The sequence below is a fragment of the Methylobacterium sp. SyP6R genome, assembly GCF_019216885.1.
In the GTDB taxonomy this organism is placed as follows: domain Bacteria; phylum Pseudomonadota; class Alphaproteobacteria; order Rhizobiales; family Beijerinckiaceae; genus Methylobacterium.
Map to the genome: position 1 here is coordinate 6,192,501 of NZ_JAAQRC020000001.1, position 14,468 is coordinate 6,206,968.

Sequence of the window (14,468 nt, forward strand, 5' to 3'; positions counted from 1 at the left end):
CAAGGGATGGTAAGGTTCTGCGCGTTGCGTCGAATTAAACCACATGCTCCACCGCTTGTGCGGGCCCCCGTCAATTCCTTTGAGTTTTAATCTTGCGACCGTACTCCCCAGGCGGAATGCTTAATGCGTTAGCGGCGCCACTGACCTGCATGCAGACCAACGGCTAGCATTCATCGTTTACAGCGTGGACTACCAGGGTATCTAATCCTGTTTGCTCCCCACGCTTTCGCGCCTCAGCGTCAGAACCGGACCAGACAGCCGCCTTCGCCACTGGTGTTCTTGCGAATATCTACGAATTTCACCTCTACACTCGCAGTTCCGCTGTCCTCTTCCGGTCTCAAGCCAACCAGTATCGAAGGCCATTCCGTGGTTGAGCCACGGGCTTTCACCCTCGACTAAATCAGCCGCCTACGCGCCCTTTACGCCCAGTGATTCCGAGCAACGCTAGCCCCCTTCGTATTACCGCGGCTGCTGGCACGAAGTTAGCCGGGGCTTATTCCTCCGGTACCGTCATTATCGTCCCGGAGAAAAGAGCTTTACAACCCTAAGGCCGTCATCACTCACGCGGCATGGCTGGATCAGGGTTGCCCCCATTGTCCAATATTCCCCACTGCTGCCTCCCGTAGGAGTCTGGGCCGTGTCTCAGTCCCAGTGTGGCTGATCATCCTCTCAGACCAGCTACTGATCGTCGCCTTGGTGAGCCGTAACCTCACCAACAAGCTAATCAGACGCGGGCCGATCCTTCGGCAGTCAAGCCTTTCCCCAAAAGGGCGTATCCGGTATTAGCTCAAGTTTCCCTGAGTTATTCCGAACCGAAGGGCACGTTCCCACGCGTTACTCACCCGTCTGCCGCTGACCCCGAAGGGCCCGCTCGACTTGCATGTGTTAAGCCTGCCGCCAGCGTTCGCTCTGAGCCAGGATCAAACTCTCAAGTTGAAGAGCTGATCAAAGCTGATCACAATAGTAACGGAGGCTCACGACCGACCGGCGTTTCCACCAATCGTGTGAGCACCGAAACGTCAGACCAGCATCATCCTACTCGTGATCCCACCCGAAGGCAGGATCCGCAGGGACGACGCCGTCCACGCTTCTCTTTCTCGTATGCACTTGTCAAAGAGCGACCCGATCGAAACCGGGGTATCATCGGCAACAACGGGACCAGCGCCTGACCAAGGTCAGGCTCGCCGGCCCGGACTGTCTCGAAGATGGCTCAGCGGCCGGTCCGCGGGAGCGGCCGGCGCCGATGGGCTGGGGTATACGGGCCACCTCCGGACCCGTCAACCCCTTGGCGAAACTTTCGCGACAGGGCCCCTCCCCTCTTCGTCCAGGGCCGGGACAGCTGTGGCGCAGAGCCAGTGCCGCATGGCGTCGAAGGTCGCGGTCGCCGAGATCACGATGGCATCGGCCTCGCCGCGTGTCGCCTCCTCGGCCAGGCGCTGGCGAAAAGCCTTCCACATCGCGCCGGTCTCGCGGCCATGCGCGGCGTAGTAGCGGCAGCCGCACTCCGCAGTGAGCCCGAGCTGGCGCCCGATATGTTTGGCGATCACCTGGCCGCCGAGGGTCGAGCCCTCCAGGACGTAGAGGGCGCCGAAGGCTTCGGCCCGGTCGCGCGGCGGGGCGAGGCGCGGGCACGGCAGAATTTGGATCTTCGCGTCGTCGAAACCGAGGATCCGCAGGTCGGCGGCGAGATGCGCGAGGCGCCGACGGGGATCGAAGAAGGGTGCGTCGTCGAGGGATGCGGCGAGGGCCGGCTCCAGCACGGCGTGGAACCCCCAGAACCGGGCGAGGAGCGCGCGGTATTCGGCCAGGGTCGCGACGCGGGTTTCCCAGGCGAGGTCGCGCTCGATCGCCTCGTGCGCCGGCCTGGTTTCGGCCCGCAGGCGCTCCAGGATATCGCTCACGCGGTGACCGTGAAGCAGGCGCCGGGACAGTTCTCGACCTCGAGCCGGGCGTTGATCTGGTCGAGCATGGCGCGCACCAGCTTCATGCCGAGACCGGTGCCGCGGGCCGGGACGTTCTGCCAATCGACCGGCAGGCCCTTGCCGTCGTCGCAGACCGAGAGCCGCACCCGCCCCTCCGCCTCGCCGGCGACCCGCACCGCGATGCGGCCGCCGGCTTCGGCGAAGGCGTATTTGAAGGCGTTGGTGATCAGCTCCGTGGCGATCAGCGAGAGCGCCACCGCCTTGCGGTAGGGCACCATCAGGCCGGGCTCGGCATCGAGATCGACCGCGTGCCCCTCCCCCGCCATGCCGGCGAGATCGGCGCAAAGATTCTCGATCGTCTGGCCGAGATCGACCTCCTCGACGCTCTCGGCCTGGTACAGGCTGTCATGGACCCGCGCCACGCTCATCACCCGGGCTGCGGTCTCGGCGAAGGCCGCCTGCGAGGCCGGGTCGGTCACCTGGCGGCGCTGCATCTGCAGGAAGGCCGAGACGATCTGGAGCGAGTTCTTGACCCGGTGGTCGATCTCGCGGGTGAGCAGGTCCTTCTGGGCGAGGAGGCGCTCCTTGTCGGCCAGCAGCCCGGTCAGCTCGGTGATCTTGCGCTGCTGGCGCAGGACCACGCCTTCCACCGCCTGGGCCAGGGCCTCGGCGATGGCGATCTGCCAAGCGGCGAAAGGCTCCGAGACGCCGCGGCGCTCCTCGACCCAGCGCTCGAACGAGCGCCGGGGCAGCACCGCCACCGGGCCGCTGCCCGCGAGGACCGGCTTTCGCGGATCGCCGCCCCAGGTGACGGTGCTCGGCATCTCGGGCCGGAACCACAGCAGCAGGTGGCGCCGCTCGGAATCGACGAAGACGGCGAGGAGCCCGCTGGCGCATTCGGCGAAAGGCGCGCTCGGCGGATGGACAGCGGCGAACTCCGCCGTGGCGTAGCTGGCGCGGTCCGCCGGCAGGGTGGTGCGCAGCCAGGCGGCGACCGTCAGGATCGCGTCCGGCGGCGGGGTTCGTCCGAGGCTGCGCACGGATCCGTCCGAGACGGTGGCGGCGCCGCCGGCCTCGAACAGGTCGAGGAGGGTGTGGGTGTTCTCGGTGAGCGCGCTGACGAAATCATCCGAGCGGGCGAGCTCGCGCACCAGGTCGCTCTCCAGCGCCAGGTGGGCCTGCTGCTCCTGCCACAGGCGCCGGCTCTCGAGTTCGTGGACCCGCATCGCGAAGGCGTCGGCGAGCACCGTGGCGGCGGCGCGGGTCTCCGGCGCGACGTAGTGCGGCCGGCGATGATGGCCGATCATCAGCCCCCAGAGCCGCCCCTCGACCAGGATGGAGATCGACATCGAGCCGTTCACGCCGAGATTGCGCTGATACTCGAGGTGGATCGGCGACAGGCTGCGCGCCTGGGCGAAGGTGAGGTCGATCGGAGCATTCGCGGTCGTCGGCGTCGCCACCAGGGGCACCGGCACGTAGTCGCGGTCGATGACGAAGCGGCTCTTCGAGCGAGTATAGAGGGCACGGGCCTGGGCCGGGATGTCGGAGGCCGGGAAATGCAGGCCGAGCAGGCTGCGGGTCCAGGACGGGTCCTTGTCCTCGGCGATGGCGGCACCGTTCCAGTCCGGATCGAAGCGGTAGACCAGGATGCAGTCGAAGCCGGTCAGCGCCCGGGTCTCGCGGGCCGCCACCGCGGCGGCGTCCTCCAGCGTGCCGGCGCCGCGCAGGCGGCTGATGGCGAGCTCGGTGTCGAGCTGGCTCGCGGAGCGGAAATCCTCCGGATGGGCCGGCGCCAGTTCGAGCTCGACGATGATGCGGTCGCCGTTGCGATGGGCCACCACCTCGACCGGCAGGCCGTCGGTGGCGGGCAGGACGAGGCGCTGGCGCAGGGTGCGGCCGGGATCGACGCCGTCTCCTTGCAGGGTCTCGCGGATCCGGTCGGCGAGGCTGCTCCCGAGCAGGGCGGCGAGGTCGAGCCCGAGGGGGTCGCGGTCGATGGCGTCGCGGACGTTGCCGCTGCAGGCCACGACGGTCAGGGTGTCGAGGTCGGCGGCGACCAGGACGGCATGGGGCTGGATCGCCCCCGGGATGTGGATCGGCTCCTGCTCGCACAGGCGCGGATCGACCGGCTCGGCCCGCACCCGCTGGCTCACCGCCGCCTGCACCGCCTCGCGGCTATGCCCGTGCTCCAACGTCTCCACCGGCTCGGTGACGATCCAGTAGCGGTCGGGCGTGGCGGCCTGGCGCAGGGTGATCCGCACCTGCATCGGCCGGGGATCGAAGCCGTAGACGAAGGAGAAGCTGTGATCGAGCCGGCCCCGGCGCACGCCCTCGCGGAAGCGGCCGTAGAAATGCGGCAGGTGGGTGCAGGGCGCGACGTCGGTGAAGAAGTTGCGGCCGATCACCCGCTCGGGCGCGCGGCCGGAAAAAACGCTCTCGGCCCGGTTGTAGAGATGGACGATCCCGCGCCCGTCGATCTGGATCACGCCCTGGCGCAGGCGGTCGAGGTCGGGCGGCGCCAGGGCGTCGAGATCGATCGTCGGAGCCGTGGTCGGGTCGGGCAAGGTCACGGCATTTCCAACGAAGCGATGGCCCGAGAGTGGTGCGCCTTCGGCGGCCGGTCCGGCACTTTAGATAATTCCCAACCTGAACGAAACCGCAACGGGTGATCGCCCGGCCGGACGGCGCCGCATTGTCACCGTGTACCGCCGGTGCGCTCGGCCACCGCCTTGACGGCGCTCTGCAAGCCTTCCTCCAGGGTCGGGTGATAGAAGGGCCGGTCGAGAAAGGTCGCGGCGTCCCAGCCTTCCTGCACGGCGATCGCCATGAGGTGAGCGAGATGCTCGACCCCCGGCCCGATCATCGCGGCGCCGATGAGCCGGCCGTCCGGCTCGGCATAGACCCGGATCAGGCCGGCGGCCCGGTCCATCGCTCGGGCGCGGCCCTGATCGGCGAAAGAGGCCTCGCCGATGACCCAGTCGCGGGCGGCTTGCGCATCGAAGGCCCTGCCCACCGCCGCGATCTGCGGATCGGTGAAGACCAGGGCGAAGGCCGGCCAGGGCGGCGGCGCCTCGACCTGGGGGAAGCGAGCGGCGTTGCCGCCGGCGATCCAGCCCTGGCGCTGGGCCTCGTGCAGGACCGGGTGCTCCTGGTTGGCATCGCCCGCGATGAAGATCGGGGCGGTGCCGCATTGAAGCGTGCGCGGGTTGAAATCCGGCAGGCCGTCCTCGTCGAGGGCGAGTCCCGCGGCACCGAGATCGAGGTCGGCGAGGTTGGGCGGCCGGCCGGCGGCGGCGAGCACGCGCGCGAAGGTATCGCTCGCCGTCTCGCCGGATTTGCGGCGCCAGGTCAGCCGGATCCCGTCGCCCACCACCTCGGCCTTCTCGACGGTGGCGCCGAGATGCAGGGTGAATTCGGACCCGATCAGCGCGGCGGCGCAAGTCCCGATCTCCGGGTCGCGGCCGCCGCCCACGGCGTCGCCCGGATCGAGCACCGTGACCTGGACGCCGAGGCGGGCCATCGCTTGCGCGAGTTCGAGGCCGACCGGGCCGGCGCCAAGCACCGCGAGCGAGTCGGGCAGGGTCTCGATCTCGAACAAGATGTCGGTGGTGAGCACCCGGTCGGCGACCGGGCGAAGGGGCGGCGGCAGGCTCGGGGTCGAGCCGGTGGCGACGACCACCGCGCCGGCGCTGATCCGGGTATGATCGTCGACGAGGAGGGTCGTCGGGTCGGTGAAGCGCGCGGTGCCGCTGACGCGCAGATCGGCGGAAATCCGGTCGAGCCCCTCGAAGACGGAGGCGACGAAATCGTCGCGCAAGGCGCGCACGCGCTCCATCACCGCCCGGCCGTCGACCCGGACCTCGCCGGTCGTGACACCGAAGGATCGGGTCCCGCGCGCGTCGTGGGCGGCGCGGCCGGCCTCGATCAGTAGCTTCGAGGGCATGCAGCCGACCCGGGCGCAGGTGGTGCCGCCGGGGCCGCGCTCGATCAGCACGGCGCGGGCTCCGGCCTTGGTGGCCGCGGCGTGGGCGGCGATCCCGGCGGTCCCGGCGCCGATGATCGCCACGTCGCAGGCCAGTTCACGCATCGCTCGTCCCCTTGGGCTGCCCGGCGCGGCAGGAGCGGCGACGTAGCGGATTCGACGGGGATCCAACTTGCATCGCGGGCGATTCGTTCCCGCGCGTCAGGTTTTCGATGTCCCCGATGCGTCCCGGCCCTCGGCGAGGAGGCCGCTCACGAAGCCGGCGAGGCCGGTCTGGCGCTCGCGCCGCAGGTGCTCGGCGGCGAGGATCGCCTCCAGGGTCTTGAACGAGCGGTCGAGGTCGTCGTTGACCAGGACGTAATCGTATTCCGACCAGCGCTCGATCTCGGTGCGGGCGTTGAGCAGGCGGCGCTCGATCGTCTCGGCGGAATCCTCGGCCCGGCGCTCCAGGCGGCGGCGCAGCTCGGCCATGCTCGGCGGCAGGATGAAGATGGTGACGACGTCGTCGCGCAGCTTGCCCCGGACCTGCCGGGTGCCCTGGTAGTCGATGTCGAAGATCATGTCGCGGCCGGCGGCCAGCGCCCGCTCCACCGGGCTCCGCGGCGTGCCGTAGTAATTGCCGTGCACCTCGGCCCATTCGAGCAGGTCGTCGCGCTCGCGCAAATGCTCGAAGGCGTCGCGGTCGATGAAGCGGTAATGCTGGCCGTCGATCTCGGACGGGCGGCGGGCCCTCGTCGTGACCGAGACCGAGAGTTCGAGGCCCCATTCGGGCCGCTGGGCCAGGGCCCGGGTCAGGGTGGTCTTGCCCGCCCCCGAGGGCGAGGAGAGGATCAGCACCAGGCCCCGGCGCGCCACCGGTGTGGTCAGGAGTTCGGAGCCCATCGTCGCCACCATCGCGTTGCATCACCTTCTCGCCGGCACCGACGCGCGGCCGACTTCCCATCCGGTCCCCTCCCATGCCGTCCCCCCGGCGGAGGCGCAACCGGGGAGATCATGACGGGCCGGGGACAGATATCCCCTACTCGACGTTCTGGACCTGCTCGCGGAACTGCTCGACCACCGCCTTGAGGTCGAGGCCGATGCGGGAGAGCGACACGTCGTTGGCCTTGGCGCAGAGCGTGTTGGCCTCGCGGCCGAGTTCCTGGGCCAGGAAGTCGAGCCGGCGCCCGACGGCGCCCCCCGTCGCCAGGAGATCGCGCGCGGCGGACAGATGCGCGCGCAGGCGGTCGATCTCCTCCCGCACGTCGGCCCGGGCGGCGAGCAGGACCGCCTCCTGGTGCAGGCGGGCCGGATCGAAGCTGGCGACCTCCATCAGGCTCGCGACCTGCGCGGCGAGGCGGGCCTTGACCGCCTCGGGCTGCCGGGCCGGACAGGCCTCCGCCGCCTCGACGAGGTCGGCCATGGCGGCGAGCTGGCCGCCGACGATCTCGGCGAGCGCCCGCCCTTCCGCGCGGCGGACCTCGACCAGCGCCGCGACCAGCCGGAGGGCCGCCGCCGCGAGGTCGCGCCGCAAGGCCTCGTCGTCGCCCGCATCCTCCTCAACCTCGACCACGCCGCGCAGGCTCAGGAGCCCGTCGACGGAGGGGAGCGTGATGCCGAGAGGCATCGGCACCCGGGTGACCGCCTCGGCCAGGGAGGCGAGCAGGGTCTCGTTGATCCGCACCCTCGGCGCGGATTCGGTCCGCGACAGGGTCAGGGTGAGGTGGCAGGTACCGCGCCCGAGGCGCTTCTGCACCAGGGCCCGGGCCTCCTCGCCGACGGCATCGAGGCCGGTCGGGACCCGGACCCGGACCTCCAGCCCGCGGCCGTTGACGCTCTTGAGCTCCCAGGCCCAGTGCGCGGGTCCGGTGGTTCCGGTCTCGCGGGCGAAGCCGGTCATGCTGGCGATGGACATCGGGCGCTCTAAGCAGGTGTCGCGAGAGTGGCCGCCGGCTTCGCGAGGGAACCGGCGGCACGACGGGGGTCTGACGTCATGGCGGACTCGCGTCGGTACGCCGACGCGAGTCCGGTCAGGGGTTGCGCGACCCGGGCGTGCCCTTGGGCTGCGACAGCACCGGGACGGTCTTGGGCGAGTTCAGGTCGTAGGTCCTGTTGCGCAGGGGGTCGCGGGCGGTCCCTTCCGAGGCGTCGAAGGCACGCGAGCGGGCGCCCGGATTCGCGTCGCCGCCGTCATAGGCGAGCGGCGCGCCGGGCAGCCCCGTGCGCGACGGCAGGGCCGAAGGCAGGGCCGAGGGATCGGCCTGCGGCGGCGGCTCGACCTTGTCGACGCCGATCGTCGAGGCCGGATCGGAAGCGGCCTTCGCCTTCTCGACCTGGCGCCAGCGGGCGACGTTACGGTTATGCGCCTCCAGCGTCTCGGCGAAGACGTGGCCGCCGGTCCCGTCGGCGACGAAGAACAGCTCCTTGGTGCGCGAAGGGTTCGCCACCGCCTCGAGCGCCGCCCGGCCCGGATTGGCGATCGGTCCCGGCGGCAGGCCCTCGATCGCGTAGGTGTTGTAGGGCGTCACCCGGTCGATCTCGGAGCGCAGGATGCCGCGCCCGAGGGTGCCGCGCCCGCCGACGAGGCCGTAGACGATGGTCGGATCGGATTGCAGCCGCATCCGCTTCTGAAGGCGGTTGACGAACACGCCGGCGACCCGCGGGCGCTCGTCGGCCCGGCCGGTCTCCTTCTCGACGATGGAGGCCAGGGTGACCATCTCCTGGGGCGTGCGCACCGGCACGTCGGGCGAGCGGCGGGCCCAGATCTGGTTGAGCACCTCGCGCTGCTTGGTGCGCATCAGGTTGAGGATCTTCTGGCGGGAATCGCCGCGCTCGAACTTGTAGGTGTCGGGCAGCAGCGAACCCTCCGGCGGGGTCTCGTTGATGTCGCCGGTGAGGATGTCGTTGTCGTTGAGGCGGGCGACGATCTGCTCGCTCGTCAGGCCTTCGGGGAAGGTGATGGCGTGCTGCACCGGCCGGCCCTGGACCAGCACGTCGACCACGTCGTCGATGCTGGCATGGGCCTTGAAGTTGTACTCGCCGGCCTTGAGCGCCGCCTTGCGGCCGAAGCGGGCGGTCAGCTCGAACAGCATCGGATGGGCGATCACGCCCTCGCGCTGGAGGAGGTCGGCCATCTCGCCGACGCTGGAGCGGGGCACGACCACCACCTTGTCGGCCTGAAGCGGGCCCGCCTCGTTGGTCTGGCGCTCCAGGACGACGAGGCCCAGGATGGCCCCGAGGCCGAGGATGACGAACAGGGTGAGGAAGCCGCTCACCGCGGAGAGCAGGCCGCCGCGTTCGCGCACCGGCTTCTCGGGCGGGGGCGGCGCGGCGGTCGGCTTGATGGCCTCGCTCGGGCTGCGCGGGGCGAGCCGGTTCGGCTGGCTGACCGGCTCCGGCGCGCTCGGCGCCGGGTCCTGCGTCTTCGATCTGCGAAACATGGCGGTCCTGTCGTGGCGCGTCCGGGAAGCCGGCCGTGGACGCGCATGCCGGCCCGAGAGGGCGGAAAGCGATCGAGACCCTAGCAAGTTTTATGGCGAAATGGAGCCGAGGCGCCCTGGAAGCCACATGCAAGAAAGCCCCTCCGCACCGGCGAGAGGGGCTTTTGACAGTTCGGCGATGGGCTTGAGGCCCGGATTCCGGTTCGCTCCAACCTGGGTTCACCCCCCCGAGTCATTCCGGGGCCGCGAAGCGGAGCCCGGAATCCAGACACTCGGGTTCGTCAGGACAGGGCGATCGGCGCCCCGCTCGATTCTGTTCCACCTGTGGTTCTGGATCCCGGGCTCCGCTGCGCGGCCCCGGGATGACGCGGAGGGTGTCAGACCGGACAGCGGACTTGGACAGGCCCGCAGCGATCGTTCACACCCGCCGCAGGATCAGCGACGCGTTGGTGCCGCCGAAGCCGAAGGAGTTCGACAGGGCGATGTCGACCTTCCGCTTCTGCGCCTTGTGCGGCACGAGGTCGATCGCGGTCTCGACCGAGGGGTTGTCGAGGTTGAGGGTCGGCGGCACCACCCCGTCGCGGATGGCGAGAACCGAGAAGATCGCCTCGATGGCGCCGGCGGCGCCGAGCAGGTGGCCGGTCGCGGACTTGGTCGAGGACATCGCCACGTCGGTGGCGTTGCCGAGCAGGCGCTCGACGGCCTTCAGCTCCAGCTCGTCGCCGAGGGGCGTCGAGGTGCCGTGAGCGTTGATGTAGTCGATCTCGGACGCCGTGATGCCGGCGCGCTTCACCGCCGCGCTCATGCAGCGGAAGGCCCCGTCGCCGTCCGGCGAGGGCGAGGTGATGTGGTAGGCGTCGCCCGAGAGGCCGTAGCCGATCACCTCGGCATAGATCTTAGCGCCGCGGGCCTTGGCGTGCTCGTATTCCTCGAGCACCACCACGCCGGCGCCCTCGCCCATCACGAACCCGTCGCGGTCGCGGTCGTAGGGGCGGGAGGCGCGCTGCGGCTCGTCGTTGAAGCCGGTGGACAGCGCCCGGCAGGCGGCGAAGCCCGCGAGCGAGAGCCGGTTGATCGGCGATTCGGCGCCGCCGGCCAGCATCACGTCGGCGTCGCCGAGGGCGACTAGGCGCGCGGCGTCACCGATCGCGTGGGCGCCGGTGGAGCAGGCCGTCACCACCGAGTGGTTCGGACCCTTCAGGCCATGGGCGATCGAGACCTGGCCGGAAGCCAGGTTGATGATCCGGCCCGGGATGAAGAACGGCGAGATCCGCCGCGGCCCCTTCTCGAACAGCGTCACCGAGGCATCGTAGATGCCGCCGATGCCGCCGATGCCGGAGCCGATGAGGACGCCGGTGGCGCACTGGTCCTCGTGCGAGGCCGGGTGCCAGTCGGAGTCGTCGAGCGCCTGGCCGGCCGCCGCCATCGCGTAGACGATGAAGGGGTCGACCTTGCGCTGCTCCTTGGCTTCCATCCAGCGATCGGCGTTGAAGGTGCCGTCGCTGCCGTCGCCGAGGGGGATCGAGCAGGCGATCTTGCACGCCAGATCCGAGACGTCGAAGGCCTCGACGCGGGCGGCACCGCTTTGCCCCTCGATGAGGCGGCTCCACGTGACGTCGACGCTGCTGCCCAGCGGCGACACCATTCCGAGGCCCGTGACGACGACTCGACGCATCGCGTTATCCCGACCCGATCCCATGACGGAAGCGTTCTACCTGCTAGAGCATTTTCCGACGAAGTGGACACCGGTTCGTCGACGAAAATGCGGCAAAATCAATGATCTAGAGCACCATTCGATCGCAGCGCGATCGGATGTTGCTCTAGCGGAAGACGCGGCGATCAGGCGGCGTTCTTCTCGAGGAACTTGATCGCGTCGCCGACCGTCTGGATCGTCTCGGCGGCGTCGTCCGGGATCTCGACGTTGAACTCTTCCTCGAACGCCATCACCAGCTCGACGGTGTCGAGGCTGTCGGCGCCCAGATCGTCGATGAAGTTCGCGTTCGGGGTCACCTTCTCGGGCTCGACGCCCAGGTGATCGACGACGATCTTCTTCACCCGGTCCGCGATATCGCTCATCGTGTAGATCCTTGAGTTACTGCTCGTGGCACTGTCCGGAGCCGCCGCGTGCGAGCGGAGCCCCGGGGAGAGTCGTGATGCGGCCGGCGCACCGGTCGCGCATGTCGTGGAAAAGCCGCGGGCGGCCGATCCGTCAATCCCCTCGCACGGCCGGCGGGTGCTTAACACAGGGATTTAGCCCTGGCGAGGGCCGCTTCACCCCCGGTTAAGAAACCGTGCCTCCCGGCGGAGGAATGTCCATGAAGGCCTAGAACATCGCCATGCCGCCGTTGACGTGCAGGGTGTGCCCGGTGACGTAGGCCGCCTCGTCGGAGGCCAGATACACGGCCGCCGCGGCGATCTCGGCGCCCTCGCCGAGGCGCCCCATCGGCACCGTGGCGAGGATGCCCTCGCGCTGCTTGTCGTTCAGCACGTCGGTCATCGGCGAGGTGATGAAGCCCGGCGCGATGCAGTTCACGGTGATCTTGCGGCTCGCCACCTCGGCGGCGAGCGCCTTGGTCAGGCCGACGAGGCCGGCCTTGGCCGCCGCATAGTTGCCCTGGCCGGCATTGCCGGTCGCGCCCACCACCGAGCCGACATTGATGATCCGGCCGTAGCGGCGCTTCATCATGCCCTTGACGGCCGCCCGCGACAGCCGGAACGCCGCCGTCAGGTTCACGGCGATCACGCTGTCCCACTCCTCGTCCTTCATCCGCAGGAAGAGGTTGTCGCGGGTGATGCCGGCATTGTTGACCAGCACGTCGAGCCCCCCGAGCGCCGCCTCCGCCGCCGGCACCAGGGCCTCGACCGCCGCGGTGTCGGACAGGTTGGCCTCCAGGACGTGGACGCGCTCGCCGAGTTCGCCCGCCAGCGCCTCCAGGGCCTCGCGACGGGTGCCGGAGACCGCGACGTGCGCGCCCTGGGCATGAAGGGCCCGGGCGATGGCGCCGCCGAGGCCACCGGTGGCGCCGGTGACGAGGGCCTTGCGGCCGCTGAGGTCGAACATGACGGTCACTTTCTCAGAGCGTGAAGGCCGCGACCTCGGCCGGGGTGCCGACCGGCGTGGCCGAACTCCCCGCCGCGATGCGCTTGACGAGGCCCGACAGCACCTTGCCGGTGCCGATCTCGTAGAAGGAATCGACGCCGGCCGCCGCCATCGCGGCGACGCATTCGCGCCAGCGCACGGTGCCGGTGACCTGCTCGACCAGGGCCGAGCGGATCGCCGCCGGCTCGCTGATGGGATAGGCCAGCACGTTCGCCATCACCGGGACGGCGGCGGGGCGCAAGGTGACGGCATCCAGCGCGGCGCGCATCGCCTCGGCGGCGGGCGCCATCAGGCTGCAATGGAAGGGCGCGGAGACGTTGAGCATCACCGCGCGCTTGGCGCCGCGGCCTTGCGCCAGGGCGACCGCCCGCTCGACCGCCGCGCGGTGGCCCGACACCACGACCTGCCCGGCGCCGTTGTCGTTGGCGACGTCGCAGACGTCGCCCTGGGCCGCCTCCGCCGCGACCTCGGCCGCCGCCTCGACGTCGAGGCCGAGCAACGCCGCCATGGCGCCGGAGCCCACCGGCACCGCCTTCTGCATCGCTTCGCCGCGCAGGCGCAGCAGCCGCGCCGTATCGGCCAGCGACAGGCTGCCGGCGGCGGCGAGCGCGCTGTACTCACCGAGCGAGTGGCCGGCGACGTAGGCCACGTCCCGGGCGAGATCGAGGCCGCGCTCGGCCTCCAACACCCGCAGCACCGCGATGCTGGAGGCCATCAGGGCCGGCTGGGCGTTGGCGGTGAGGGTCAGTTCCTCGACCGGGCCTTCGAACATCAGGCGCGAGAGGTTCTGGCCCAGGGCCTCGTCGACCTCGGCGAAGACGGCGCGGGCGGCGGCATGACTTTCAGCGAGGGCGGAGCCCATGCCGACGGCCTGGCTGCCCTGGCCCGGAAAGATGAAGGCGCGCGACACGTGCGGGGTGCTTCCTGCCCTGGATTGAGTCGATGCGGCTGCGGGACGCAGCGATTGGGCGGCGCCAGTCGCAGAGCGGCAAGCGGTAGTCAAGCGTGGCTGGAGGGTAAAAATGCATGGCCGCGTTCGGGAGAATCGTGCGGGCTGGATATCGTCGCTCCGGCGGTCCTCTGCGGAGGCGGGGCTGTACGGCGGAAAGAAGTGGCGCGGGTTTCCCCCTCCCCCTTTCTGCGGAGGAGGGGGCCTCGCGGATGCGAGGCGGAGAGGGGTCGACGCTTCCGGAGAGGTCGCGACCTTGGTGACGGGCTCCCTCCAAACCAACGTCGCGCTGCCCCTCTCCCGGCCTACTCCGTAGGCCACCCTCCCCCGCAGAGGGGGGGAGGGTTACCCGCGCCGTGCACTTTACCCGACTGCCCTGCACCCGACTGCCCTGCAAAGCCTCACATCCTCCGGGCTCCACCGACGCTTGTTGCAAAACGGCATCTCGTGTAGGGAGGCCGCTACTCCGAGATTTTCGTTTGACCAAGGAAGGGGTCGCGCATGGCTCGCGTCACCGTTGAGGACTGCATCGACAAGGTCGAGAACCGCTTCGAGCTGGTGCTGCTCGCCGGCCACCGCGCCCGGCTGCTCTCCTCCGGCGCTCCCCTCACCATCGACCGCGACCGCGACAAGAACCCGGTCGTGGCCCTGCGCGAGATCGCCGACGAGACCATCACCCCGGACGACCTCAAGGAGCAGCTGATCCACTCGCTCCAGAAATACGTCGAGGTCGACGAGCCGGAGGCCGAGACGGTTCCGCTGCTCTCCAGCTCGCCCGCCGCCGCCGCAGTGGCGCCGCAGGGCTCGGGCGACGGCGACGACATCCAGTTCGACAAAATGAGCGAGGAGGACCTGCTGCGCGGCCTCGAGAACCTCGCGCCCCCGACCGAGACCGAGGAGGAAGGCGACTAAGCCTTCTGTTAGCACCAGCACGACCCGAACCCGGCCCCTCGGCCGGGTTTTTTCGTGCCCGCCCTGCGCAAAGCGGGGCTGCCGCGACGTTTAGGGGCTGGCGCGGCCGCCGGTTCGGCTCGATATTTGATTTTGGGACCTCCACCAGCGTCGTCGGCGTTCAGCGCAACCGGCTTAGATCCGG

Annotated in this window: 11 protein-coding genes and 1 rRNA gene (1 of these 12 only partly in view); 1 reads left to right on the forward strand and 11 read right to left on the reverse strand. The window is 69.9% G+C overall.

Going from position 1 to position 14,468, the window contains the following annotated elements:
• From HBB12_RS28395 to fabD, 11 genes are all read right to left on the reverse strand, one after another.
• Positions 1 to 936 (reverse strand): 16S ribosomal RNA (locus tag HBB12_RS28395) (it extends 548 nt beyond the left edge of the window).
• Positions 937 to 1,277: 341 nt separating this feature from the next.
• Positions 1,278 to 1,901, reverse strand: coding sequence for a biliverdin-producing heme oxygenase (locus HBB12_RS28400; RefSeq protein WP_236992430.1), 624 nt, complete (start codon positions 1,899 to 1,901; stop codon positions 1,278 to 1,280).
• Complete coding sequence (locus HBB12_RS28405) at positions 1,898 to 4,492, reverse strand: histidine kinase dimerization/phosphoacceptor domain -containing protein (protein ID WP_442919331.1); 2,595 nt, start codon at positions 4,490 to 4,492, stop codon at positions 1,898 to 1,900. The genes HBB12_RS28400 and HBB12_RS28405 overlap by 4 nt, the downstream gene beginning before the upstream one ends.
• Positions 4,493 to 4,617: 125 nt before the next feature.
• Positions 4,618 to 6,009, reverse strand: coding sequence for a dihydrolipoyl dehydrogenase (locus tag HBB12_RS28410; protein ID WP_236992431.1), 1,392 nt, complete (start codon positions 6,007 to 6,009; stop codon positions 4,618 to 4,620).
• 96 nt (positions 6,010 to 6,105) lie between these two features.
• Positions 6,106 to 6,798, reverse strand: coding sequence for a guanylate kinase (gene gmk, locus HBB12_RS28415; protein ID WP_236992432.1), 693 nt, complete (start codon positions 6,796 to 6,798; stop codon positions 6,106 to 6,108).
• Positions 6,799 to 6,922: 124 nt separating this feature from the next.
• Positions 6,923 to 7,798, reverse strand: coding sequence for a YicC/YloC family endoribonuclease (locus tag HBB12_RS28420; RefSeq protein WP_236992433.1), 876 nt, complete (start codon positions 7,796 to 7,798; stop codon positions 6,923 to 6,925).
• A gap of 115 nt (positions 7,799 to 7,913) precedes the next feature.
• A complete protein-coding gene (gene mltG, locus HBB12_RS28425) occupies positions 7,914 to 9,323 on the reverse strand; it encodes an endolytic transglycosylase MltG (RefSeq protein ID WP_236992434.1) in 1,410 nt (469 codons plus the stop codon).
• Between the two features lie 418 nt (positions 9,324 to 9,741).
• On the reverse strand, positions 9,742 to 10,998 hold the full coding sequence (fabF, locus tag HBB12_RS28430; protein WP_236992435.1) for a beta-ketoacyl-ACP synthase II: 1,257 nt from the start codon (positions 10,996 to 10,998) through the stop codon (positions 9,742 to 9,744).
• Between the two features lie 164 nt (positions 10,999 to 11,162).
• Positions 11,163 to 11,399 carry an acyl carrier protein gene (locus HBB12_RS28435; protein WP_236992436.1) on the reverse strand — a complete coding sequence of 79 codons (237 nt, stop codon included), beginning with the start codon at positions 11,397 to 11,399 and terminating at the stop codon, positions 11,163 to 11,165.
• A 247-nt stretch (positions 11,400 to 11,646) separates the two neighbouring features.
• Positions 11,647 to 12,384 (reverse strand): 3-oxoacyl-[acyl-carrier-protein] reductase, encoded by a 738-nt coding sequence (gene fabG / locus HBB12_RS28440; protein WP_236992437.1) that lies wholly within the window; start codon positions 12,382 to 12,384, stop codon positions 11,647 to 11,649.
• Positions 12,385 to 12,397: 13 nt separating this feature from the next.
• On the reverse strand, positions 12,398 to 13,333 hold the full coding sequence (gene fabD, locus HBB12_RS28445; protein WP_236992438.1) for an ACP S-malonyltransferase: 936 nt from the start codon (positions 13,331 to 13,333) through the stop codon (positions 12,398 to 12,400).
• 540 nt (positions 13,334 to 13,873) lie between these two features.
• Here fabD and rpoZ point away from each other — a divergent pair.
• A complete protein-coding gene (gene rpoZ / locus HBB12_RS28450; protein WP_060848248.1) occupies positions 13,874 to 14,284 on the forward strand; it encodes a DNA-directed RNA polymerase subunit omega in 411 nt (136 codons plus the stop codon).
• The last annotated feature ends 184 nt before the right edge of the window (positions 14,285 to 14,468 follow it).

Excerpts from the sequence above, each read along its gene's own strand:
- rpoZ (WP_060848248.1), top strand. The coding sequence starts at position 13,874 with ATGGCTCGCGTCACCGTTGAGGACTGCATCGACAAGGTCGAGAACCGC.
- mltG (WP_236992434.1), bottom strand. The coding sequence starts at position 9,323 with ATGTTTCGCAGATCGAAGACGCAGGACCCGGCGCCGAGCGCGCCGGAG.
- HBB12_RS28410 (WP_236992431.1), bottom strand. The coding sequence starts at position 6,009 with ATGCGTGAACTGGCCTGCGACGTGGCGATCATCGGCGCCGGGACCGCC.
- gmk (WP_236992432.1), bottom strand. The coding sequence starts at position 6,798 with ATGGTGGCGACGATGGGCTCCGAACTCCTGACCACACCGGTGGCGCGC.
- fabG (WP_236992437.1), bottom strand. The coding sequence starts at position 12,384 with ATGTTCGACCTCAGCGGCCGCAAGGCCCTCGTCACCGGCGCCACCGGT.
- HBB12_RS28435 (WP_236992436.1), bottom strand. The coding sequence starts at position 11,399 with ATGAGCGATATCGCGGACCGGGTGAAGAAGATCGTCGTCGATCACCTG.
- HBB12_RS28420 (WP_236992433.1), bottom strand. The coding sequence starts at position 7,798 with ATGTCCATCGCCAGCATGACCGGCTTCGCCCGCGAGACCGGAACCACC.
- fabF (WP_236992435.1), bottom strand. The coding sequence starts at position 10,998 with ATGCGTCGAGTCGTCGTCACGGGCCTCGGAATGGTGTCGCCGCTGGGC.